Consider the following 22,346-nt stretch of genomic DNA (forward strand, 5'->3'; position numbering starts at 1 on the left):
TGGTGTGGCGGTGAACGGGCCGGGATGCATATGACTCAAAATCCGCTTCAGTTTCGTGCGCCTGTCGCGCGCGAAACTGAAGCGGACTTTGAGTTGCGGGGTTGATCGGCTACGGCGCGACCCCGCCCGACTCGGGCTCCGGCAGGCGTGCGCCCCGGCTGTCCGCGATGCGGCGCACGTCGGTCAGGGACTCGCGCATCCGCTCGACCAGGAACCGGAGTTGGGCGGGTGTGCAGGCGTCGTCGGTGAGCATGTCGTCCACGTGGTCGAGGAGATCGTCCGCCATCCCGAGCTGGACACTCTCGATGTTGTCCGCGACACGGGCGAGGTAGCCCGTGCCGTCACCGATGAGGTACGCGGGCTTGCCCTCAGTGGTGGCCCAGGGGAGGAGGCGAGGGGGTGCGGTGTGGTCGGTCATCACGCCGTCACCTCCATGCCGTGGATGATGCGCGGGCCGGCGTCGACGCCGTGCACTGCCAGCCACAGTGCGCGGCGTCGGGCGCGTTGGCGTCGCGCCTCTTCTCGCCGCTCGTGGGCCACGAGGTACGGGCGCACGAGCCGGTTGTTCTCGCCTCGGAGCGCGGGAGCGGCCGTATGCGGGTGAGGCAGGGCGGGCAGTGGCGCGACGTGCGGGGTTCCTGTTGCCCGATGGCGGCCCCGGGCGGGGAGGAGGAGCCGCGGCAGTGACTCGATGAGGCGGGCGATACCGTAAGACATGTTGACCTGCTTCCAGCGGAGCCAGGTCGGCCGCGCCCCGGGAGGTCCCGTAAACCTCGCCGGGGTTTTGCGTGCGGCCGTCCATGGCGGGACGGGCAATCTCACGTTCTGAGACCAGAGTTGCGGGTCGCCGCGTACAGTTCCAGTAGGCGCAGAGTGACAATTCCGCTGGTCACAGGGGGAGTTAAGCGATGAGCAACGCTTTCGGGGAGTGGCTCAAGCAGCAGCGCGAGGCGGCGGGCCTGACACAGCAGGCGCTCGCGAACATGGTGGTGATGACGCGTTCGCACATCGCGCACATCGAGGCCGGGCGGCGCATCCCGTCGGAGGACGACGCCAAGCGGCTGGACCGGGCGCTCGGGACAGGGGATGTGCTGTTCAGCTTCCTGCCCAAGAAGGACGACAGGGCGGTCGCCGAGCACTTCGAGGCGGCCCGGCAGTTCGAACAACAGGCCATCATGATTCGGGAGTTCGCGCCCGCATTCGTTCCCGGCCTACTGCAGACAAGGGCGTACGCCGACGCCGTTCTGCGCACGAGTTTCCCTCCGCTGGGTGACGCGGAGCGTGACAGGGCCGTTGTCACACGACTGGAGCGCGCTCACGTCCTGGCGGACCCTGTGACACCCGTACTCTGGGCGCTGCTGGACGAGGCAGTCATCCGGCGGCCTTTCGGAGGGCCTGACGTGATGGCGGAACAACTCACCCACATCGCGGACCTCGCCGACAACGAGCGCATCCGCGTGCATGTGATGCCGTTTGGCGCAGGGGGTTACATGCTGCTCCAGGGCATGCTCTCGCTCATGGAGTTCGAGGATCAGCCGCCTGTGGCGTACGTGGAAGGGCTGTTGACCGGAAGGGTCGAGGATTCGCCATCCCTGGTCCGGCGAATCGAGCGCACATACGATCTCGCTCTGGGCAGTGCACTGCCGGTGAAGGAGACGGTCGATCTCCTGAGAGCGACAGCAAAGGATTACGGTCACCATGACAGCTGAGCGGCACCACATCCCCCGGGCCTCCGAGCTGGGCGGCTGGCGCAAGTCGAGCTATAGCGGGGCTGATCAGGGAAGCTGCCTTGAAGTAGTGGACGGCCACCCCACCACCGTCCCCGTCCGCGACTCCAAAACCCCCCACGGCCCCGCCCTGCTCATTCCGGCAACCGGCTGGTCCGCGTTCGTCAACGCCGTCAAGGGCGGCAACTTTCCTGCCTGAACTGGCAGTTCACCCGCGTTCAGGCCTTCACCACATGGATGTCGGGGGCGCTCCCGACCGGCACGCGGCACTGGGAGCACCCCCGACTACCCGGTGAGTCCGGGGAGTTGCGAACGTCAGACGTTCACGCCGAAGTCCTGCGCGATGCCCGTGAGGCCCGAGGCGTAGCCCTGGCCCACGGCGCGGAACTTCCACTCCGCACCGTTGCGGTACAGCTCACCGAAGACCATCGCCGTCTCCGTCGCCGCGTCCTCGGAGAGGTCGTAGCGGGCGATCTCCGTGCCGCCGGCCTGGTTCACGATGCGGATGTACGCGTTGCGGACCTGGCCGAAGTTCTGCGAGCGGCTCTCCGCGTCGTAGATCGAGACCGGGAAGACGATCTTGTCGACGTCGGCCGGCAGCGCCGACAGGTTGACGTTGATCGCCTCGTCGTCGCCCGCGCCCTCACCGGAGCGGTTGTCGCCCGTGTGGACGATGGACTGGTCCGGCGTCTGCTTGTTGTTGAAGAACACGAAGTGGGCGTCCGAGTAGACCTTGCCCTGCGTGTTCACCGCGATCGCCGAGGCATCGAGGTCGAAGTCGGTGCCGGTGGTGGTGCGGACGTCCCAGCCGAGCCCCACGGTGACGGCGGTCAGGCCCGGAGCCTCCTTGGTGAGCGAGACGTTGCCACCCTTGGACAGGCTTACAGCCATGGTTCGGGAGTCCCTTCCCTCGTTAAGTACGGCGTACGTGATGTACGGGTGCAGCCGAAGCTACTCGTACCCCTATGAACGCGGAGCGGGGATCCCAGGTTCCAGGTCTCTTTACTTTCTTTGCTTCGCCGGAAATACGGGTGACGCGGACCGTGCGCACACGCGACCATGGACGCATGTCCGGTCCTTATCCCATCCGCGGTTCGGTCGTCCTCCCGGAGGCCGAGCTCCTGTGGCGTTTCTCGCGGTCGTCCGGGCCGGGCGGGCAGCACGTCAACACCAGCGACTCGCAGGTGGAGCTCCGCTTCGACCTGGCCGCCACGAAGGCGCTGCCCGAGGTGTGGAAGGCGCGCGCCCTGGAGCGGCTCGCGTCCCGTCTCGTGGACGGCGTCATCTCCGTACGGGCGTCCGACCACCGTTCGCAGTGGCGCAACAGGGAGACGGCGGCGACCCGGCTCGCCGCGCTGCTCGCGGAGGCCACGGCCCCGCCGCCGAAGCAGCGCCGGCCGACCCGGATTCCCCGGGGGATCAATGAGCGGCGGCTGCGGGAGAAGAAGGCGCGGTCCGACACCAAGCGGGGGCGTACCGGGCGGGACTGGTAGGGCGCGGCCGGGGCTGTCGTGCGGGTTTCGGGGCTCTGCCCCGGACCCCGCTGCTCAATCGCCGCAGGGGCTTGAAATGCGCAGCCGCCGCAGGGGCTCGGTCAGCCCAGGTGCCGGTACTTTCCGCGGAAATACGTCAGCGGGCCCCCGTCCGCGCTCGGTGCCGTCGCGGCGAGGACCCGGCCGATCACCAGTGTGTGGTCCCCGGCCAGGACGCGCTGCTCCGTGCGGCACTCCAGCGTCGCGAGCGCCCCGCCGACCAGCGGGGCGTTCGTGTACTCGCCGCGTACGTACGGGATGTCCTCGAAGAGCAGGCGGTCGCTGATACGGCCCTTCATCGCGAAGCGGCCCGCGATGTGGCTCTGCGACTCGGACAGGACGGAGACCGCCCACAGGGGCTGCTCGTCGAGCAGGTCGTCCATCCGGGAGCTGTTGCGCAGCGACACCATGACGAGGGGCGGGTCGAGGGAGACGGACATGAAAGCGGTCGCCGTCATCCCGGAGTCCTCGCCGAGGGGCCCGTCCGGATCGTCCTGCGCCTCGTGCGCGGTCAGCAGGACGACGCCGGCGGCGAGGCGGGAAAGGGCTGCGCGGAACTCGTCGTTGCTCACCCCCTCAGCATGCCCGGGGGAACGGGGTGCGGGGGCGCGGGCAGGGGTGACAGGGGTGGCAGGGGGAGTCTTCAACACACCGACGACGCTAGTCGCGCGTTCCCGCGCCCCGCATCGGGCCGATGGCCGAGACCGGTCCTAGGACTCGGGGACCAAGTGACTTGAGTCACAGGAGCCATATTTTGTTGACCCTGTGTACCGGGTGGGCAGCGCGCTGTGATTCAGTGGCGGACAACACTGCGAGATGAACGTGCCGCTGCACGTGCGAGTGAGAACAGAGCCGATCAGATTCTGGAGTGCTGTCGAGGTCTCGGGGAGAACTGAGCATGGAGACCGAGTCGGAGCCCTACGTCCGTCTTGCGACCCTGCGTCAGCTGCACCAGGTCATGGCGGACATGAACACCGCCCGCAGTCTGGCCGACACCTTGCAGACCGTCGCCGACGGTGTCGTCAACGGGCTCGGTTACGAGCTGGCCTGCGTCAATCTCGTGCGCCCCGACGGCGATCTGGTCGTCGCCGCCTTCGCGGGGAACTCCGCGGCCGAGGCCCTGATCACCGGCCGGGTCGGCTCCCGCGCCTCCTGGGACCGCCGCCTGAACATGGGCGAGCGCTGGGGCGAGCTGCGCTTCATCCCGTACACCGAGGGCTGGATCCTCGACGAGGACGACGTGCCGCAGTGGTTCACCGACGGGCCGCCGCCCCGCTTCGACGACGAGTGGCACCCCTCCGACCGGCTCTTCGCCCCCATGTACGCCTCCGGTGCCTCCGGCGGCGAACTGCTCGGCGTCATATCCGTCGACCGCCCGCGAGGGGGCCGCAGGCCCGGCGCCTGGGGCCGTGAAGCCCTCCAGATGTACGCCTTCCAGGCCGCGATCGCGATCAGCAACGCACGGCTGCGCGCCAACATGCAGCGGGCCCTCGTCCGCCTGGAGCGCGAGCAGCAGGCCCTGCGCGCCAGCGAGGAGAGCTTCCGGCAGGCCTTCGAGTACGCGCCCTCCGGGATGGCCATCGCCGAGATGGGCGGCGACCAGCACGGCCGGATCCTGCGCACGAACGACGCCCTGTGCCGGCTGCTCGGCCGCCCCGCCTCCGCCATGCGGCGCTACTCCTTCTCCGACCTCGTGCACCCCGAGGACATAGGTACGTTGCTGCGGACCTCCGCCGAAGGGGGCCGCGCCGAGCTGCGGCTCGGGCGGCGCGACGGCACGTACGTCTGGGTCAGCCTGCGCAACAGCGTGGTGGCCGACGCCGCCGACGGCCCGCGTTTTCTCCTCACGCACGTCGAGGACATAGAGGAGCGCAAGCGCCGCGAGCTGCAACTCGCCCACCGCGCCTCGCACGACTCGCTGACCGGCCTGCCGAACTCGGCCGAGCTGCGCTCCCGCCTGTCCGCCCGGCTCTGCCAGCGGCCGGTGGAGGGCGCCAGGCCCAGCGCCATCGACTCGCTGGACGCGGCGTACGGGGACCACGCAGCCCTCGCCGCCCACGACTCGAACGGGCACGGCTTCGACTTCGCCGCCGTCCACCGCTCCGGTCTCTACGACGGGCTCGACGGCTTCGACCACCATGTGCACGTCGCGGCCCCCGGCGGCGACGACTCGGGCGCCGACGACGGCACCAAGGGCCTCGCCGTCCTCTTCTGCGACCTCGACGGCTTCAAGTCGATCAACGACCGGTTCGGGCACAACGCGGGCGACGCGGTCCTCATCGAGGTCGCCCGCCGTCTGACCAGCGTGGTCCGCGACGGGGACACGGTCGCCCGGCTCGGCGGCGACGAGTTCGTGGTGCTCGCCGACGGGCTCGGCCGGGCCGACGCACAGGACCTCGCGGTCAGATTGCGGAACGCCATCATTCCGCCGATTCGGGTGGACGGCCGCGCGGTGCGCGTGGGCGCCAGTTTCGGCATCGGCTGGGCCCACTGCGGAATGACCGCGGACGAGGTCTTGCAATCCGCTGACCAGCGGATGTACGTAGAGAAAAGATCGCGCGCCAAGCAGCACCGGCGCGCCGGGTAGGCGGAGATCGCCCGGGATTCTCATCCACCTGTGAGGTCAAGGCCACTCCTTGGGGTCACCCGCAGCGGGTACGCTCGCCCGGGTAAGCAACGCGTAGGGAGTGATCAGGGATGGCGCCCGGCAACAACGGCGCGAGCACCACGCCCGAGGACGACGATCCGTTCGGCTATCTGTACGCCGACGGGCAGGCGGCCGGGGCGACCCCGCCCAACGGTGGGGGCGGCGGCTACGGCTACCCGAATCCCCGTACACCCCGTTCCTCGTACAACCAGGTCCGCGCGGTCGGCGAGCGCCAGTACGGGCAGCAGCCCGCGCAGGCGACCCAGCCGACCCAGGCCTACCAGCAGCCGAACGCGCACTACCAGGCTCCCGAGACGCTGCCCGGCGGCGGCGTCCCGAGCCAGCCGGGTCCGCCGCAGGCGCCGTCGCGCGGCCGGGGCTCCGGCGGCGGACGCGGTCCGAACACCAAGGCGCTGCTGATCGGCGCGGTCGCGGTCGTCGCGGCCGTCGTCATCGGCATCAGCGTGGCCATGCTCAGCAACGACTCGGGCGACGACAAGGGCGGCGACGCCGGCGGCAAGCCGACGAACAACTCGCAGACGGTGCGGCCCAGCCAGACCCCGTCGAAGTCGACCGCGGCCGACGACCCGGTCGACCTGCCGAAGACCGACGCGAAGACCCTCAAGCTGGCCGGCGGCACCGTGGTGGCGTCCGACGTGAAGGGCGCGAAGGCGGCGGGCGGCGTGTACGTCGCGGGCTTCAACAAGGTCGGCGCAAGCCTGACCTGGACCGTCAGCGACATCCCGAAGGACGGGTCGTACCGGCTCTACGTGAACTACGGCGTGCCCGGCAAGGACTCCGACGCCACGATCAACGTGAACGGCACGAAGCAGACCCGGCCGCTCAGCATGGACAACTTCGCCCACGCCAAGGAAGGCGACTGGGAGAAGGGCTGGACGAACACCTGGGCCATCGTCCAGCTCACCAAGGGGACGAACGCGATCACGGTCTCCTGCGAGCAGGGCAACACGTGCGACGCGAACATCGACCAGATGTGGCTCGCCAAGTCCTGACCGCGGGCCCTAGGCGGCGCCGAGCCGCTCGGCGACCGTCACCTTGCCCACCAGGTCCTCGTACGTCCCCCGGTCGAACTCCCCGGCCACCGGGGACACCACCGTCGCCGCCGACAGGGCGACCGCGCGGGCCAGGCGGTCGGGCCACGGGAGACGGTCCGCGTGGCCGGAGAGCAGGCCCGCGACCGCTGAGTCGCCGGCGCCCGTCGGGTTGCCGGCCAGGCGGTCCGGGGCCGGGGCGTGCCACTCGCCGTCCGGGGTGAGGGCGCACAGGCCCTGCGCGCCGAGCGAGGCGATCACGGCGTGCGCGCCGCGCCTGCGGACGTCCTTCATGGCCTGCAACGGCTCGTGGGAGCCGGTGAGTTCGGCCAGCTCGTCCGCGTTCGGCTTGACCATGTCGGGGCGGGCCGCGACGCCGCGCCGCAGCGGTTCGCCGCTCGTGTCGAGGAGGACCGGCACGGACGCCGACCTCGCCGCCCGCACGAGCGTCGCGTACGCGCCGACCGGGACGCCCGGCGGCAGGCTGCCGCACAGGGCCACCGCGGACGCGGAGCGCAGCAGATGCTCGTACGCCTCCTGGAAGGCCGACCACTCGGCGGGGGAGACCTGCGGGCCCGGCTCGTTCAGCTGGGTCGTGTCGCCGGTCGACGCGTCGACGACGGCGACCGTGCGGCGGGTCGGGCCGCCGACGGGGACGAGGGCGTCCGACATCCGCTCGGCGCCCACGAGTTGCTCCTGGAGGGTGCGTCCCGTCGCGCCGCCCACGAAGCCCGTCACGGTCACCTCGTGGCCGAGTGCGGCGAGCACCCGCGCCACGTTGAGCCCCTTGCCGCCGGGCCGCTCGGTGACCTCGGTGACGCGGTGCGATGCGTGCGGGCGCAACTCCTTGACCTGGTAGGTGATGTCGAGTGCGGTGTTCAGCGTGACCGTGAGGATCACCGACCCCACCCCCCTTACGAACCTTGCGGACTTTCGGTAGCAGGGGCCGATCATGCCAAAAGCGCGGCGGTTGGCCCAGACCTCGGACCAACCGCCGTGCGCCGCGGGGGAGTTACGGCTCGACGATCCACTCGCCCTTGCGCATCACGCCCTTGAGCTCGAACTCCTCGTCCAGGACGACCAGATCGGCGTCCTTGCCGGGGTCGAGCGAGCCCACCGTGTCGTAGACGCCCAGCAGTTGTGCGGGGTTCGCGGAGATCGCGTGGACGATGTCCTCGACCGGCAGCTCGTCGATGGTCGCCGCCCGCTTGAACGCCCGGTCCAGGGTGAGCGTCGAGCCCGCGATCGAGCCGCCCTCGACGAGCCGCGCCACGGAGTCCTTCACCTCGACCTCCAGCGTGCCGAGCATGTAGCGGCCGTCGCCGAACCCGGCGGCGTCCATCGCGTCCGTGATGAACGCGACCTTCCGGCCGCCCTTGTGGTGGAAGGCCAGCTCCAGGGCGGCCGGGTGCAGATGCGTACCGTCGTTGATCAGCTCGACGGTGATCCGCTCGTCCTCCAGGAGCGCCGCGATCGGGCCCGGCGCGCGGTGGCCGAGGCCCGGCATCGCGTTGAACAGGTGCGTGGCGACCGTGGCGCCCGCGTCGATGGCCTCCACCGTCTGCTCGTACGTCGCGTCGGTGTGCCCGATCGCGGCGATCACGCCGTGTTCGGCGAGCAGCCGCACGGAGTCGATGCCGCCGGGCAGCTCGGTGGCGAGCGTGACCATCTTGGCGCGGCCGCGCGCGGCGTCGATCAGCTTGCGGACCGCGGCCGGGTCGGGGTCGCGAAGCAGCGTCTCGTCGTGGGCGCCCTTGCGGCACGGCGAGATGAACGGGCCCTCGAAGTGGATGCCGGCGATCTCGCCCTGCTCGGCCAGCTCGGAGAGCAGGCCCGCGCGCTGGGTCAGGAAGTCCATGTCGCCGGTGACGAAGGACGCGACGACCGTCGTCGTGCCGTGCAGCCGGTGGGTGTGGACGCCCTTGAGGATGTCCTCGACCGTGCCGGAGGTGAAGGACGCGCCGCCGCCGCCGTGGTTGTGCATGTCGACGAAGCCGGGCACCACCCAGTGGCCGGAGAGGTCGACGGTCGTGGCGTCCGCGAAGGGGGTACCTCCCAGCTCGTTCGAGAGCCTGGGGGAGCTTCCGGCGATCTTCGTGCCGTCGACGATGACGCGTCCGTCGGTGACGGTCCCGGTGGGCAGGACCACCTTGGCACCGGCGAGCACTTTTGCTGTGGCCATCAGGTGGTTACCTCCGCGCAGTCGGTGGATCGGGTGTGGTCGAGCAGGTCCCAGGCGAGCAGGCCCGCGCCCAGGCATCCGGCGGTGTCCCCGAGGACGGCCGGGACGATCGAGGGGAGGGACTGGAACGTCACGCGTTCCGCGACGGCCGCCCGCAGTGGTGTGAACAAGGTTTCCCCGGCCTCGGCGAGACCGCCACCGATGATCAGGGTGCGGGGGTCCAGCAGAGTGAGCGCCATGACCAGGCCGTCGGCGAGCGCCTCCACGGCGTCCTGCCAGACCCGGGCGGCCTTCGGGTCCCCGGCGTCCACGGCCCGCGCGCAGTCCGCCGCGGTGGCCTTCTCGTCGCCGCTCGCGGCCTGCCAGGCCAGGGTGACGGCGGACGCGGACGCGTACCGCTCCAGGCAGCCGCGCTGACCGCAGCCGCAGGGCACGCCGCCGGGGCGGACCACGACATGGCCGATCTCGCCCGCGGAGCCGTGCGCGCCGGGCTCGATGCGGCCCGCGATGCCGATGGCGCCCGCGATCCCGGTGCCGAGCGGCAGGAACAGGAACCGGTCGGCGTCCCGGCCCGCGCCGAGCCGCCCCTCGCCGAGGCCGCCGGTGCGCACGTCGTGGCCGAGGGCGACGGGGATGTTCCCGAGGCGCTCGCTGAGCAGGGCCCGCATGGGGACGTCCCGCCAGCCGAGGTTGGCGGCGAACAGGGCGATGCCGCCCGCCTCGTCGACGACGCCGGGTACGGCGACGCCGGCGGCGAGCGCGGGCTCGCCGAGGTGCTCCTCGCCGTACGCGCGCAGCTCGGCGGCGAAGCCGAGTATCGACTCGACGACCGCGTCGGCGCCCCGCTCGCGATCCGTGGCCCGGCGCGCCTGGTGCAGCAGTGCGCCGTCCGCCCCTACCAGGGCGGCCTTCATCCCGGTGCCGCCCACGTCCAGGGCGATGACATGTCTCACGGGGGACAGTGTCGCGCGTGCACCCCTGAGAGGTCTAGTCCACTGCGCGACGAGCATGGTCAACTCGCGGAAGGGCGAGGGGTGGTGTGTCCGGTTGTCGAACGTGCGTTTCCGCTGTGAGCCGCATGTGGTGTAGACCTTGTCCGACCGTGGGAGATCCTCGCGGCGATCGAGCAGGACAAGGGTGGGTGCGGCAGTGCGCAAGGGGAGGGTGGCGCTCACCGCGGCGGCCGCGCTGGGTGTCGTGGCGACGTCGGCGCTGGTGACGGGCTGCGGAGCCGGCGGTTCCGACGACGTCACGCTGAAGCTGGTCGCCGCCGACTACGGCGACTCGTCGGCCAACGCGTCCAGGAAGTACTGGGACAAGCTCACCACGGCCTTCGAGAAGGACCACCCCGGCATCAAGGTCGACGTCGACGTCTACTCGTGGGACGTCGTCGACGACAAGGTCAAGCAGATGGTCGACGCGGGCAAGGCCCCCGACATGGCGCAGGTCGGCGCCTACGCCGACTACGCCGCCGCGGGCAAGCTCTACTCCGCCGACGAGCTGCTCTCCGTCCCCGTGCAGGCCGACTTCCTGACCGAGACGCGCGAGGCCAGCGAGGTCGACGGCGTGCAGTACGGGATGCCGTTCGCCGCCTCCACGCGCCGCCTCTTCTACAACAAGGCGCTCTTCGAGAAGGCCGACATCACGCCGCCGAAGACCTGGTCGCAGCTGGTCGCCGACGCCCGCGCGCTCAAGGCGCAGGGCGTGCGCTACCCCTTCGCGCTGCCGCTCGGCAAGGAAGAGGCGCAGGCCGAGACGCTGATCTGGACGCTGAGCAACGGCGGCGGCTACACCGACAACGTCGGCAGCTACGCCATCGACGCCAAGCAGAACGTCGAGGCTGTCGACTGGCTCAAGAACGACCTGGTCGACGCGGGCCTCACCGGCCCCACGGCCCCCTCGAAGCTCAACCGGACCCCGGCCTTCCAGGCGTTCGCCGCCGGTCAGGTCGGCATGCTCGCCGGGCACCCCACGCTGATGAACATGGCCAAGGCGAAGAAGCTCGACTACGGCGATGTCGCGATCCCCGGACCCCACGGGACTCCCAAGTCCACGATGGGCGTGAACGACTGGATGATGGCGTTCAAGCAGGGCGGCCACCGCAAGCAGGTCGGCGAGTTCCTCGACTACGTGTACAGCCCGAAGAACGTCCTCGCGTTCTCCCGCGAGTACACCCTCGCGCCGGTCACCGTCTCGGCCTCCGAGACGATGGCCGCCTCGGCCCGCGACAAGGACATCCGGCCGTTCATCGACGAGCTCAGCGGCGCCACGTTCTACCCGGCGAACAAGACGTCCTGGCCGCAGGTCAGCGCCGACATCAAGGCGCAGATCGGCACGGCCGTCTCCGGCTCCGGCAGCGCCGCGGGCGTCCTCGGCCGGATCCAGAACTCCGCGGCGGCCGCGGAAGCCGCCGAGTAGCGTGGCGGGCATGGAGTCTCTGGGCGAACGGGAGAAGGCCGTCCTCGCGTTCGAGGGCCGCGGCTTCGAGTCGCCGGGCGCGAAGGAGCGGGCGATCCGCGAGGAGCTCGACCTGGCCCCGGTCCGCTACTACCAGCTCCTGAACGCGCTGCTCGACGATCCCCGGGCACTGGAGGCGGCGCCGGTCACGGTGAACAGGTTGCGACGTGTCCGGGAGGAGCGGCGGAGCCACCGCTAAGGTCGGTCCCATGGACGCCCTCAGGACCGCCGCCGGCCGGGACGGACTGGCCGCCATCACCGCCCGCCCCCACAAAGCCGTCATCGCGCTCGACTTCGACGGGACCCTCGCCCCGATCGTGCCCGACCCCGACCAGGCCCGCGCCCACCCCGACGCGGTGCCCGCGCTCGCCGCGCTCGCGCCGAAGGTGGCCTCCATCGCGGTGATCACCGGCAGGCCCGCCGGCGTCGCGGTCCGCCACGGCGGCTTCGCGGGCGTGCCCGGCCTCGAACACCTCGTCGTCCTCGGCCACTACGGCGCCGAGCGCTGGGACGCCGTCACGGGCACGGTGCACGCCCCCGCACCGCACCCGGGGGTCGCCGCGGTCCGCTCCGAACTCCCCGGAGTCCTCGCCGAGTCGAACCTCTGGCACGACACGTACATCGAGGAGAAGGGCCGCGCCGTGGCGGTCCACACGCGCCGCGCCCCCGACCCGCAGGGCGCGTTCGAGACGCTCCGCTCACCGCTGTCGGCCCTGGCGGCACGGCACGGCCTGGTGGTCGAACCCGGCCGCATGGTCCTGGAACTGCGCCCCCCGGGCGTCGACAAGGGCGTGGCCCTCACCGAGTACGTACGGGAGGTCGGCGCCGAGTCGGTCCTCTACGCGGGCGACGACCTCGGCGATCTCCCGGCCTTCGCCGCAGTCGAAAAACTCCGCTCGGACGGCATCCCGGGCGTCCTCGTGGCGGCGGACACGGTGATCGCGGAGCTGGCCGAGAGGGCCGACCTGGTTCTGGACGGCCCGGAAGCTGTGGTCCGCATGTTGCGCGATCTGCCCCTTTAGGGGCGCGGGGAGCGGCGCGACCAGCCCCCACGGCGCCGCACCCGGCAGCGATGCCGAGGCCCCGGGGCTCTGCCCCGGACCCCGCTGCCCAATCGCCGCAGGGGCTCACTCGGCCCCCAGCGCCTCCAGCTGCTCCAGGAACCACGGCCCGGGCGGCAACGAGGTGGCGGCGGCAGCCAACCGCTTCGTACGCTCCGCTCGCTCGTCGTCCGGCATGGCCAGCGCGGCGGCCAGCGCCTCCGACGTGCCGGTCACGTCGTACGGGTTGACCACCAGCGCGTCCTCGGCCAGTTCCTCGTACGCGCCCGCCTCCCTCGACAGGACCAGGACGCAGCCGTCGTCCGAGACCACCGGGACCTCCTTCGCGACGAGGTTCATGCCGTCGCGGATCGGGTTGACCAGGGCGACGTCCGCGAGGCGGTACGCGGCGAGGGAGCGGGCGAAGTCGTCCTTCACGTGGAGGATCACCGGGGTCCAAGACGGTGTGCCGTAGCGGGAGTTGATGGACTCGGCGACGCGGGAGACCTCCGCCGTGTAGTCGCGGTAGACCGCCAGGTCCTGCCGGGAGGGATACGCGAACGCCACATGGACGACCTTCTCCCGCCACTCGGGGCGGGTCTCCAGGAGCAACTCGTAGGCGTGCAGGCCGCGGACGATGTTCTTCGACAGTTCCGTGCGGTCCACCCGGACGATCACCTTGCGGTCCTCGCCCACCTGCTCGCGCAGCGCCGCCAGACGCTCGTCCACGTCCGGCCGGTGCGCCCGCTCCCGGAGGAAGTCCGCGTCGGCGCCGAGCCCGTGCACGCCGATCCGCGTGCCGGACGTGCCCCCGAGGATCCGCGTACAGCAGTCGGTGAAGGCGTCCGCCCAGCGGCGGGTCAGAAAGGCCAGCCGGTCCGCGCCGAGCATCCCGCGCAGCAGCTGCTCGGCGATGTCGTCGGGCAGCATCCGGAAGTAGTCGACGGGTGCCCAGGGCGTGTGCGAGAAGTGGCCGATGCGCAGGTCGTCGCGGAGCTCGCGCAGCATGCCGGGGACCAGGGCCAGGTGGTAGTCCTGGACGACGACCGTCGCCCCCGGCGCGGCCTCGTCCGCCAGCGCCTGCGCGAAGGCCCGGTTGTACGCCTCGTACGACGCCCACCGGCGGCGGAACTCGGTGCCGAACGACGGCTCCAGAGGCGTCTGGTACAGCATGTGGTGCACGAACCACAGGACCGAGTTCGCGATCCCGTTGTACGCGTCCGTGTGCACGTCGGCGTCGATGTCCAGCATCCGTACGCCGGGTTCGGTGACCCCGCGCCGCACCGCCTCGCGGTCGCCGTCGCCGAGGGCCGCGCACACCCACAGCTTGTCCTCGACGACGCTCAGGGCGGAGACGAGTCCGCCCCCGCCGCGCTTCGCCTCGACCGAACCGTCGTCGCCGACGGCGTAGGAGACCGGGCCGCGGTTGGACGCGACGAGAACCTCAGCAGCACCATGCGTGGAAGCCATAAGCCGAAACTAGCCCGCCCCGGAAACGCTCAAACGTACGGCCGGGCTCCATCAGGAGCCCGGCCGTACACAACGCCGGCTGCCGCGTCGGCCGCGGCGTCAGTTCCTGCGGGAGCGGACCGCCGCGAGAATCAGCGCGCCGAGCCCGCACAGCGACACGGCGAGGCCGCCGTACAGCAGGGTGTGCGAGTCGGAGCCGGTCTCGGCGAGCTCGGGAGCGGTCGGCTTCGGGGGCGTGGGCCGGGCCTGGACGCGGCCCACGGTGAAGGTGATCGTGCACGACGGGTCGGTGCTGCCCTTGGCGCAGACGCTGCCCGGGATCACCAGGTGACGGGTGACCGTCCTGCCCGGGGTGTTGGGCACCTCGATGTGGACGGGCACCGTGATCTGGCCGTGCGGCGGGACGGTGACCTCCCGGAGGGTGCCGTCCTCGTCGGTGACCTCGGTCTCGCGCGGGGTGTCACCGGGGTTGCGGATGACGACCGGGACGACGAGGTCGCCGGGCGGCGGGTTCAGCGGGAACTCGCCCACGTCGACGATCAGCTGCGGCGGCGTCGGCGGCGCCGGCGGCTCCTCGATGACGGGCGTGATGCCGCACTTCGGGTCCGTGGAGCCGTCCTCGCAGTTGGTGCGCGGGGTGTCGGCGACGATGTTGTTGGTGAGCTTGCCGTCCCCGCCGACCGGGTCCTTGACCTTCACCGAGTACGTGACGGTGGCCGTCTTGCCGGCCGGGATGTCACCGGTGAAATTGATCTTCGGCGCGGTGTAGGAGACGTTCCCGACGCTCGCCTTCGCGTCGTTGTTGTACGTCGCGTCGTCGAGGTTCTCGGTGAGGTCGTCGGTGAACTTCGCGTTCGGGTAGTCGAGCTTGCTGATGTTCTCGGCCTTGACCGTGTACGTCACCGTGTCGCCGGGCCGCACCGTGGCCGGGCTCGCCGTCTTGGTGATCTCCAGGTCGGGGACCGGGACGGACAGCGCGAGCGCCGAGGGGACGTACGTGTCGCCCTTGGTGGAGAAGCTCAGCGTGGTGGAGGTGGCGCCGACCGGGATCGGCTCCGCCTTCACGGCCGCCCGCGAGGAGCCGCCCGAGACGTCGAACTCCTTCGCGTCGATGCTCAGGTTGTTGACCATCTTCGGGTCGAGGGCGCCGTCGTCCTCGGAGATGAAGAAGTTGTTGGTGTTGCCGGTGTGCGACTCGGTGATGTTCTGGCCGCCGACCGCGAACTTGTCGCCCGAGGTGTTCCAGTCGCCCTCGTACGCGGTGACGCTCGCGTGCGGGGTGCCGCTCGTGCGGTAGAAACCGTCGACCGTGACCGTGGTGGCCGGCGACGTGGAGCGCTGGAGGACGTGGCCGCCGTAGACGTACACGTTGCGGCGGTCGGGCGCGTAGGTCTCGTCGGGGCCGTCGTACTTGTAGACGACGGTCATCGACCAGCCCGCGACGCAGCCCTTGCCGGTCGGCGCCCAGATGTCGCCGACGGCGACGGGGACCGGCGCCCCGGTCCCGGTGACCCCGCTGAACAGGCTCGTGACGTCGGCCTCGCCGGTGTAGTAGTGCGGGCCGCTGGTGGTCGCCGGGTCCCGCACCAGGTTCTGCGGGGCGACCTTGGTGGGCGTCGCGCCGGCCACGCCGACCACGGGCACCGCGGCGAGCGGGTCGCCCGGCGAGGGCAGCACGTCCGCGCCGGAGATGTCGCAGCGCTTGAGGGCGGCGCCGCTGGGGCCGCGGTACGTGCCGTCGTTGCCGCCGAAGAAGAGGCGGGCGTAGGCGACCTTCGCGCCCGGCGGGATGGCGACCCGGCCGGTGCTGGAGCCGTAGCCGTCCGTCGTCCCGGCCGTGTTGATCCGCTCCATGACGAACGTGTTGTTGTTGTCCTTGCCCTCGCCGTTCGCTGCGACGGCGCAGCGCGCGGCCATGGTGGCGTCGCCGGTGGGGCAGCCCATGACCGTGTTGCCGATGGTCTTGAAGTCGCCGTAGATCGACTCGTCGTAGCGCTGGGCGAAGGGGGAGATGACGTCCGCTGCGGCCGGGACCGTGGCGGCGCCGACCAGTGAGCCTGTGAGGGCGGCGGTGGCGGCGAAGGCCGCCGTGCCGCGTGCGTATCCCTGTACGTGTCTGAGCCACATAAAGGGCAATTTAGGCAAAAATCATAATCATCCAGTGGTTACGCCACGCGACGCTCCGCATACTCACTGATTTCGGTCATCGGGGGCCGCTCCTCGGTGTCCACCGCGTGCGTCCGCGGCTCGAACCCGTCCTCGCCCCGCTCGAACTGGGTGAGCACCGGCCGCACCAGATGCCCGCGCGCGAGCCGCAGCTGCGCCGTGCGGTAGATCGCCGCCGCCATCCGGCCAAGGGCCTGCCCGTCCTGGTGCCGGTGCTTGCGCACCCCCACGTCCACCTGGGCGAGCGCGTCCAGGCCCACGGTGTGCAGCGCGTCGACGAGGAGGCCGAGCTCCACCCCGTATCCGACGGGGAACGGCAGCTGTTCGAGCAGCGAGCGCCTGGCCGCGTACTCGCCGCCCAACGGCTGGACGAATCCGGCCAGTTGGGGCCAGTGCAGATTGAGGATCGGCCGCGCCATCAGCTCCGTGACCCGGCCGCCCTGGCCGGCCGCGGAACCCAGCGGCCGGTCGTACATGGCCTTGACGAAGTCCACGCCCGGGTCGGTGAGCAGCGGGCCGACGATCCCCGAGACGAAGTCCGCCGAGAACTCCTTCAGATCCGCGTCGACGAAGCAGACGATGTCACCGGACGTGACGAGGAGCGAACGCCACAGCACCTCGCCCTTTCCGGGCCGCGCCGGGATCCGCGGCAGGATCGTGTCCCGGTGCACGACCCGCGCCCCGGCCGCCGCCGCGACCGCCGACGTCCGGTCCGTGGAGCCGGAGTCGATCACGACGAGCTCGTCGACGAGCGGCACGGCCTCCGTCATCAGCTCGCGTCGGATCACGGCGACGATCTCGCCGACCGTCTCCTCCTCGTTGAGCGCGGGCAGTACGACGCTCACGGTCCGGCCCGACGCCCGTTTCGCGGCGATCAGACGGGACAGCGGACGGTCGGCCACGGACCAGGAACGCCCGCTCAGCCAGCGCTCGACCTCTTCCAGCACGGTCAGAGTCCTCCCGTATGTGATCCATCTCGCGGTTCGGACGACTATCTCAAGGGTCCAGGGCGTCGGTTACAGTCTTGAACAAGGCCGGTGACCATCGCATGTCGGGGTCGCCGCCCACGCCTCAGTGCGTGACACACAACCGAATACCGCTCATCCAGAGGGGCAGAGGGATACGGCCCGTTGAAGCCCCGGCAACCCTCCAGCCGGTCTCGTACGACTGTCATCGTCGACGTCGCGGGGCTCCCGGCTAGGGAAGGTGCCAAATCCGTCTCGCGGCGAGGTGCGCCGCGAGGAAGATGAGGAGAAAGGGCCTCGCCTCTCATGGCTGTACAGACTGTCGCCACCGAAACCGCCGCTCCGACCGTTGACCTCGGTCCCGCCGCAGGCCTCTCCTGCCGCGAGTGCGGTGCTCAGTTCCCGCTCGGTCCGATCTTCGCGTGCGTCGAGTGTTTCGGGCCTCTGGAAGTCGCGTACGACCTTCCCGTCGGCGACCCCGAGGCGCTCCGCAAGCAGATCGAGGCGGGCCCGGCCAACATCTGGCGCTACGCCCCCCTCCTGCCGGTCCCGGCCGACGTCGCCGAGAAGCCGAACCTGAACCCGGGCTGGACCAAGCTCGTCAAGGCCGACAACCTCGCCCGCGAACTCGGCGTCGAGCAGGGCAAGTTGTTCGTCAAGGACGACTCCGGCAACCCGACCCACTCCTTCAAGGACCGCGTCGTCGCCCAGGCCATCGAGGCCGCGCGCGCTTTCGGTTTCACGACGCTGTCGTGCTCCTCCACCGGCAACCTGGCCGGGGCCGTCGGCGCCGCCGCCGCCCGCGCCGGCTTCCGCTCGTGCGTGTTCATCCCGCACGACCTGGAGCAGGGCAAGGTCGTCATGGCCGGTGTCTACGGCGGTGACCTCGTCGCCATCGAGGGCAACTACGACGACGTGAACCGCTTCTGCTCCGAGCTCATCGGCGACCCGCTGGGCGAGGGCTGGGGCTTTGTGAACGTGAACCTGCGCCCGTACTACGGCGAGGGCTCCAAGACGCTCGCCTACGAGATCTGCGAGCAGCTGGGCTGGCAGCTCCCGGACCAGCTGGTCATCCCGATCGCGTCGGGTTCGCAGTTCACGAAGATCGACAAGGGCCTCCAGGAGCTGATCAAGCTCGGCCTCGTCGAGGACAAGCCGTACAAGCTCTTCGGCGCCCAGGCCGAGGGGTGCTCGCCGGTCTCGGTGGCGTACAAGGCAGGCACCGACGTCGTACGGCCGCAGAAGCCGAACACGATCGCCAAGTCCCTTGCGATCGGGAACCCGGCCGACGGCCCCTACGTCCTCGACATCGCCCGCCGCACCGGCGGCGCCGTGGAGGACGTGAACGACGAGCAGGTCGTGGACGCCATCAAGCTGCTCGCGCAGACCGAGGGCATCTTCGCCGAGACGGCGGGCGGCGTGACGCTCGGCGTCACGAAGAAGCTGATCGAGGCGGGGCTCATCGACCCGTCCCTCACCACGGTCGTCCTGAACACCGGTGACGGGCTCAAGACCCTCGACGCGGTTGCCGATTCGTCCCAGGCGACCGCCACGATCCGGCCGAGCCTCGACGCGTTCCGCGACGCCGGCCTCGCCGCCGACCACTGAGCCAACCGAACTTGTAGGAACGGGAGTCACCCAGCCATGAGCGTCAACGTCCGTATTCCGACCATCCTGCGCACCTACACCGGCGGCCAGGCCGAGGTCCCCGCCGAGGGCGCCACGCTCTCCGAGGTCATCGCCGACCTGGAGAAGAACCACACCGGGATCGCCGCCCGCGTCCTGGACGACCAGGGCAAGCTGCGCCGCTTCGTGAACGTCTACGTGAACGACGACGACGTCCGCTTCGAGCAGGGCCTGGAGACGGCGACGCCGGACGGCGCGGGCGTCTCGATCATTCCGGCCGTCGCCGGCGGCTGATCTTTCGCCGATCTGCTCAGAGTTACGTGAATTGCCCCCTCCGCAAGAGAAGCGGAGGGGGCAATTCTGCATGGTTGAGCGCGGTACAGTTGGGGAAGCTGCTTCGTTTCGGTACGTGGCGCATGACGGGCGCATATGAGTTCTCGCCCGACGCCCGCCAAGAAGTAGCCAAAGTGCGCAGCCCTTTCGGGCCCTTTATGGCATTTATGCGGCCCGACTTGCCCCGGGATCTGTCCAGTTGGCCCGTTTTCCCCGATCGTGCGTGCCCAGAATTCTCGTCCGACTGACCTGTTGCAGACGGCAGTTGGGCAGATACATTCAGCCGCGGTCGACGCGTTCCGGCGCACACCCCCAAACCCTTTGGGGCGTGAGGTCTGACCCGGGACCGCGAAGTGCGGTCTCGCGCAAGGGCCAGTAATAGGGGAGTTAGGCATGGCTCAGGGCACCGTCAAGTGGTTCAACGCGGAGAAGGGGTACGGCTTCATCGCGGTCGACGGTGGTGCGGATGTATTCGTCCACTACAGCGCGATTCAGATGGACGGCTACCGCACCCTCGAAGAGGGTCAGCGAGTGGAATTCGAGATCTCGCAGGGCCAGAAGGGGCCGCAGGCCGACATGGTCCGCCTGGCCGCCGGCTGAAGCGCGCGCGTCCGACTGAAAGCTTCGTACGTCGCACGTCCATGGAGGGTCCGTCTCCCGGTCATCGGGGACGGGCCCTTCGTGCTGCCCACCTGCGGTTCTGGTAGACGGCCTTGCACTCGTGGGGGTCGAGTGCTAATCATTGGCTTAGCACTCTCCCCGTGAGAGTGACAGAACTTGGATCGAGTCGGTGAGGCTCGCAGGCCGGGTGGGGCAAGGAACCACAAGGGCTGCAGGCCGTCCGTCGCGGGCACCTGCACGGTCCGTTTGCGTTTCCACCCCGTCCGGGAGGACCACTTCACATGGCCAAGATCATCGCGTTCGACGAGGAGGCACGGCGCGGCCTCGAGCGCGGCATGAACCAGCTCGCCGACGCCGTCAAGGTGACCCTGGGCCCCAAGGGTCGCAACGTCGTCCTCGAGAAGAAGTGGGGCGCCCCCACGATCACCAACGATGGTGTGTCCATCGCCAAGGAGATCGAGCTCGAGGACCCGTACGAGAAGATCGGCGCCGAGCTGGTCAAGGAGGTCGCGAAGAAGACGGACGACGTCGCCGGTGACGGCACGACGACCGCGACCGTCCTGGCCCAGGCCCTGGTGCGCGAGGGTCTGCGCAACGTGGCCGCCGGTGCCAACCCGATGGCCCTCAAGCGTGGCATCGAGAAGGCCGTCGAGGCCGTCTCCGCCGCCCTGCTCGAGCAGGCCAAGGATGTCGAGACCAAGGAGCAGATCGCTTCCACGGCCTCCATCTCCGCCGCCGACACCCAGATCGGCGAGCTCATCGCCGAGGCCATGGACAAGGTCGGCAAGGAAGGCGTCATCACCGTCGAGGAGTCCCAGACCTTCGGTCTGGAGCTGGAGCTCACCGAGGGTATGCGCTTCGACAAGGGCTACATCTCGGCGTACTTCGCCACCGACATGGAGCGTATGGAGGCGTCGCTCGACGACCCGTACATCCTCATCGTCAACTCGAAGATCGGCAACGTGAAGGACCTCCTTCCGCTGCTCGAGAAGGTCATGCAGTCCGGCAAGCCGCTGCTGATCATCGCCGAGGACGTCGAGGGCGAGGCCCTGTCGACCCTGGTCGTCAACAAGATCCGTGGCACCTTCAAGTCCGTCGCCGTCAAGGCCCCGGGCTTCGGTGACCGCCGCAAGGCCATGCTCGGCGACATCGCCATCCTCACCGGTGGCACCGTCATCTCCGAGGAGGTCGGCCTCAAGCTGGAGAACGCCGGTCTCGACCTGCTCGGCCGCGCCCGCAAGGTCGTCATCACCAAGGACGAGACGACGATCGTCGACGGCGCCGGTGACAGCGACCAGGTCCAGGGCCGCGTCAACCAGATCCGTGCCGAGATCGAGAACTCGGACAGCGACTACGACCGCGAGAAGCTGCAGGAGCGCCTGGCGAAGCTCGCCGGCGGTGTTGCGGTCATCAAGGCCGGTGCCGCGACCGAGGTCGAGCTCAAGGAGCGCAAGCACCGCATCGAGGACGCCGTTCGCAACGCGAAGGCGGCCGTCGAAGAGGGCATCGTCGCCGGTGGTGGCGTGGCCCTCCTCCAGGCCTCCGCGGTGTTCGAGAAGCTGGAGCTCGAAGGTGACGAGGCGACCGGCGCCAACGCCGTGAAGCTCGCCCTTGAGGCCCCGCTCAAGCAGATCGCCGTCAACGGTGGTCTCGAGGGTGGCGTCGTCGTGGAGAAGGTGCGCAACCTGGCCGTCGGCCACGGTCTGAACGCCGCCACGGGCGAGTACGTCGACATGATCGCCGAGGGCATCCTCGACCCGGCCAAGGTGACGCGCTCCGCGCTGCAGAACGCCGCGTCGATCGCCGCGCTGTTCCTGACCACCGAGGCCGTCATCGCCGACAAGCCGGAGAAGGCCGCCGCCGGCGGCGCTCCGGGCGGCATGCCGGGCGGTGACATGGACTTCTGAGCCGGAACTTCGGCTCGGGTCGGTCTTTGACGCCTAGGGCGGTATCCCCTTTGCCGGGATGCCGCCCTTCGGCGTTTTCCGGGGTGGGTTCGCTGCGCGGGCCCCGTCGCCGTTGGTGGTGCCTCCGTACGGCGGGTTTCGCGCCGTTGGGGCTGGGCGCGCAGTTCCCCGCGCCCCTGCGGGGCGCTCCTTACGGGGCTTCCGCGTAGCTGGTCCAGGCTTCCCGGCCTGCCTTGGCCGCGCTCTGGGTCGCCGTCTGGGCCTGGCGCAGGGCGCGGGAGGCCAGCTCCGTCGGCGGGACTTCCCAGCTGCCGGTCCAGGAGCGGCCCGCGCGGGCCAGTTCGTAGACGAGGACGCCGACGCCCGCCGTGGCGACGATCATGCCGACCCCGGCGAGCCCCGCACCGGCGGTCAGCCTGCTGCGGTTCGGGCGGAACTCGGTCCAGGAGATCTTGGAGAAGGTGCTGTCAGCCATGGGGCCAGGATGCGGGAGGGCCGGGCAGTGCGCATGTCGGCCGTCCCCGGACGGGGAGCCCGGTCCGCACCCGGAACGGGTCGCTGACGTGTACGACGCGGATGCCGGGCACCGGTGACGTGGGTGACGTGAGCGCCGGGGGTTCG

At 70.3% G+C, this 22,346-nt stretch carries 23 protein-coding genes and 1 riboswitch; of the genes, 12 read left to right on the top strand and 11 right to left on the bottom strand.

Features of this window, described 5'->3' with window-relative positions; genetic code table 11:
- Window positions 1-109: 109 nt before the first annotated feature.
- Complete coding sequence (locus AB0L37_RS06260; RefSeq protein WP_365500898.1) at window positions 110-418, bottom strand: hypothetical protein; 309 nt, start codon at window positions 416-418, stop codon at window positions 110-112.
- On the bottom strand, window positions 418-717 hold the full coding sequence (locus AB0L37_RS06265; RefSeq protein WP_365500900.1) for a hypothetical protein: 300 nt from the start codon (window positions 715-717) through the stop codon (window positions 418-420). Before AB0L37_RS06265 ends, AB0L37_RS06260 begins: the two co-directional genes overlap by 1 nt.
- 191 nt (window positions 718-908) lie before the next feature.
- Here AB0L37_RS06265 and AB0L37_RS06270 point away from each other — a divergent pair, with 191 nt between their 5' ends.
- Together AB0L37_RS06270 and AB0L37_RS06275 are read left to right on the top strand one after the other, a co-directional pair.
- Window positions 909-1,709 (top strand): helix-turn-helix transcriptional regulator, encoded by an 801-nt coding sequence (locus AB0L37_RS06270; RefSeq protein ID WP_365500902.1) that lies wholly within the window; start codon window positions 909-911, stop codon window positions 1,707-1,709.
- Window positions 1,699-1,926: a DUF397 domain-containing protein gene (locus AB0L37_RS06275; RefSeq protein ID WP_365500904.1), complete on the top strand. Its 228-nt coding sequence runs from the start codon at window positions 1,699-1,701 to the stop codon at window positions 1,924-1,926. Before AB0L37_RS06270 ends, AB0L37_RS06275 begins: the two co-directional genes overlap by 11 nt.
- A 116-nt stretch (window positions 1,927-2,042) precedes the next feature.
- Here AB0L37_RS06275 and AB0L37_RS06280 read toward each other — a convergent pair whose 3' ends face one another.
- Window positions 2,043-2,618: a TerD family protein gene (locus AB0L37_RS06280; RefSeq protein WP_365500906.1), complete on the bottom strand. Its 576-nt coding sequence runs from the start codon at window positions 2,616-2,618 to the stop codon at window positions 2,043-2,045.
- A gap of 176 nt (window positions 2,619-2,794) precedes the next feature.
- Between AB0L37_RS06280 and arfB the strand changes: the two genes are divergently transcribed.
- On the top strand, window positions 2,795-3,220 hold the full coding sequence (gene arfB / locus AB0L37_RS06285; RefSeq protein WP_365500908.1) for an alternative ribosome rescue aminoacyl-tRNA hydrolase ArfB: 426 nt from the start codon (window positions 2,795-2,797) through the stop codon (window positions 3,218-3,220).
- A gap of 101 nt (window positions 3,221-3,321) precedes the next feature.
- Here the strand turns inward: arfB and AB0L37_RS06290 are convergent, their stop codons facing one another.
- Complete coding sequence (locus AB0L37_RS06290; RefSeq protein ID WP_365500910.1) at window positions 3,322-3,831, bottom strand: flavin reductase family protein; 510 nt, start codon at window positions 3,829-3,831, stop codon at window positions 3,322-3,324.
- Window positions 3,832-4,157: 326 nt separating this feature from the next.
- Between AB0L37_RS06290 and cdgB the strand changes: the two genes are divergently transcribed.
- Both cdgB and AB0L37_RS06300 read left to right on the top strand, forming a co-directional pair.
- Window positions 4,158-5,846, top strand: coding sequence for a diguanylate cyclase CdgB (gene cdgB, locus AB0L37_RS06295; RefSeq protein ID WP_365500912.1), 1,689 nt, complete (start codon window positions 4,158-4,160; stop codon window positions 5,844-5,846).
- Window positions 5,847-5,956: 110 nt separating this feature from the next.
- Window positions 5,957-6,919, top strand: a complete 963-nt coding sequence (locus tag AB0L37_RS06300) for a carbohydrate-binding protein (RefSeq protein ID WP_365500914.1) — start codon at window positions 5,957-5,959, stop codon at window positions 6,917-6,919.
- A 9-nt stretch (window positions 6,920-6,928) separates the two neighbouring features.
- On the opposite strand, the gene AB0L37_RS06305 is transcribed toward AB0L37_RS06300, so the two are convergent.
- The 3 genes from AB0L37_RS06305 to AB0L37_RS06315 form a co-directional block, all read right to left on the bottom strand.
- Window positions 6,929-7,858, bottom strand: coding sequence for a 1-phosphofructokinase family hexose kinase (locus AB0L37_RS06305; protein WP_365500916.1), 930 nt, complete (start codon window positions 7,856-7,858; stop codon window positions 6,929-6,931).
- Window positions 7,859-7,970: 112 nt separating this feature from the next.
- Entirely contained in the window at window positions 7,971-9,140 is a 1,170-nt protein-coding gene (gene nagA, locus AB0L37_RS06310) for an N-acetylglucosamine-6-phosphate deacetylase (protein WP_365500918.1), read from the bottom strand.
- The gene (locus AB0L37_RS06315) at window positions 9,140-10,093 is read right to left on the bottom strand and encodes an ROK family protein (RefSeq protein ID WP_365500920.1); all 954 of its coding nucleotides are present in this window, start codon (window positions 10,091-10,093) and stop codon (window positions 9,140-9,142) included. The genes nagA and AB0L37_RS06315 overlap by 1 nt, the downstream gene beginning before the upstream one ends.
- A 196-nt stretch (window positions 10,094-10,289) precedes the next feature.
- Here AB0L37_RS06315 and AB0L37_RS06320 point away from each other — a divergent pair, with 196 nt between their 5' ends.
- From AB0L37_RS06320 to otsB, 3 genes are read left to right on the top strand one after another with little or no spacing between them, the layout of a single operon-like run.
- Window positions 10,290-11,558 carry an extracellular solute-binding protein gene (locus tag AB0L37_RS06320; protein WP_365500922.1) on the top strand — a complete coding sequence of 423 codons (1,269 nt, stop codon included), beginning with the start codon at window positions 10,290-10,292 and terminating at the stop codon, window positions 11,556-11,558.
- A gap of 10 nt (window positions 11,559-11,568) precedes the next feature.
- Window positions 11,569-11,796, top strand: a complete 228-nt coding sequence (locus tag AB0L37_RS06325) for a DUF3263 domain-containing protein (RefSeq protein WP_365500924.1) — start codon at window positions 11,569-11,571, stop codon at window positions 11,794-11,796.
- A gap of 10 nt (window positions 11,797-11,806) precedes the next feature.
- Window positions 11,807-12,619 carry a trehalose-phosphatase gene (otsB, locus tag AB0L37_RS06330; protein ID WP_365500926.1) on the top strand — a complete coding sequence of 271 codons (813 nt, stop codon included), beginning with the start codon at window positions 11,807-11,809 and terminating at the stop codon, window positions 12,617-12,619.
- 105 nt (window positions 12,620-12,724) lie between these two features.
- Here otsB and AB0L37_RS06335 read toward each other — a convergent pair whose 3' ends face one another.
- The 3 genes from AB0L37_RS06335 to AB0L37_RS06345 form a co-directional block, all read right to left on the bottom strand.
- Window positions 12,725-14,107: a trehalose-6-phosphate synthase gene (locus AB0L37_RS06335; protein ID WP_365500928.1), complete on the bottom strand. Its 1,383-nt coding sequence runs from the start codon at window positions 14,105-14,107 to the stop codon at window positions 12,725-12,727.
- A 99-nt stretch (window positions 14,108-14,206) separates the two neighbouring features.
- Complete coding sequence (locus AB0L37_RS06340; RefSeq protein ID WP_365500930.1) at window positions 14,207-16,234, bottom strand: isopeptide-forming domain-containing fimbrial protein; 2,028 nt, start codon at window positions 16,232-16,234, stop codon at window positions 14,207-14,209.
- A gap of 38 nt (window positions 16,235-16,272) precedes the next feature.
- Window positions 16,273-17,220, bottom strand: coding sequence for a glucosyl-3-phosphoglycerate synthase (locus tag AB0L37_RS06345; RefSeq protein ID WP_365500932.1), 948 nt, complete (start codon window positions 17,218-17,220; stop codon window positions 16,273-16,275).
- Between the two features lie 150 nt (window positions 17,221-17,370).
- Window positions 17,371-17,526, top strand: a riboswitch (SAM riboswitch).
- Window positions 17,527-17,544: 18 nt separating this feature from the next.
- On the opposite strand from AB0L37_RS06345, the gene thrC reads away from it, so the two are divergent.
- The 4 genes from thrC to groL all read left to right on the top strand — a co-directional run bounded on the left by thrC (window position 17,545) and on the right by groL (window position 21,725).
- Window positions 17,545-18,846 (top strand): threonine synthase, encoded by a 1,302-nt coding sequence (gene thrC / locus AB0L37_RS06350; protein ID WP_365500934.1) that lies wholly within the window; start codon window positions 17,545-17,547, stop codon window positions 18,844-18,846.
- 36 nt (window positions 18,847-18,882) lie between these two features.
- On the top strand, window positions 18,883-19,158 hold the full coding sequence (locus AB0L37_RS06355; RefSeq protein ID WP_142217854.1) for a MoaD/ThiS family protein: 276 nt from the start codon (window positions 18,883-18,885) through the stop codon (window positions 19,156-19,158).
- A gap of 432 nt (window positions 19,159-19,590) precedes the next feature.
- Complete coding sequence (locus AB0L37_RS06360; RefSeq protein WP_005486335.1) at window positions 19,591-19,797, top strand: cold-shock protein; 207 nt, start codon at window positions 19,591-19,593, stop codon at window positions 19,795-19,797.
- Between the two features lie 302 nt (window positions 19,798-20,099).
- Window positions 20,100-21,725 carry a chaperonin GroEL gene (gene groL, locus AB0L37_RS06365; protein ID WP_365500936.1) on the top strand — a complete coding sequence of 542 codons (1,626 nt, stop codon included), beginning with the start codon at window positions 20,100-20,102 and terminating at the stop codon, window positions 21,723-21,725.
- Window positions 21,726-21,915: 190 nt separating this feature from the next.
- Here groL and AB0L37_RS06370 read toward each other — a convergent pair whose 3' ends face one another.
- The gene (locus tag AB0L37_RS06370) at window positions 21,916-22,200 is read right to left on the bottom strand and encodes a hypothetical protein (RefSeq protein ID WP_365500938.1); all 285 of its coding nucleotides are present in this window, start codon (window positions 22,198-22,200) and stop codon (window positions 21,916-21,918) included.
- Window positions 22,201-22,346 lie beyond the last annotated feature (146 nt).

The organism is Streptomyces sp. NPDC052225, from assembly GCF_040679615.1.
GTDB lineage: Bacteria > Actinomycetota > Actinomycetes > Streptomycetales > Streptomycetaceae > Streptomyces.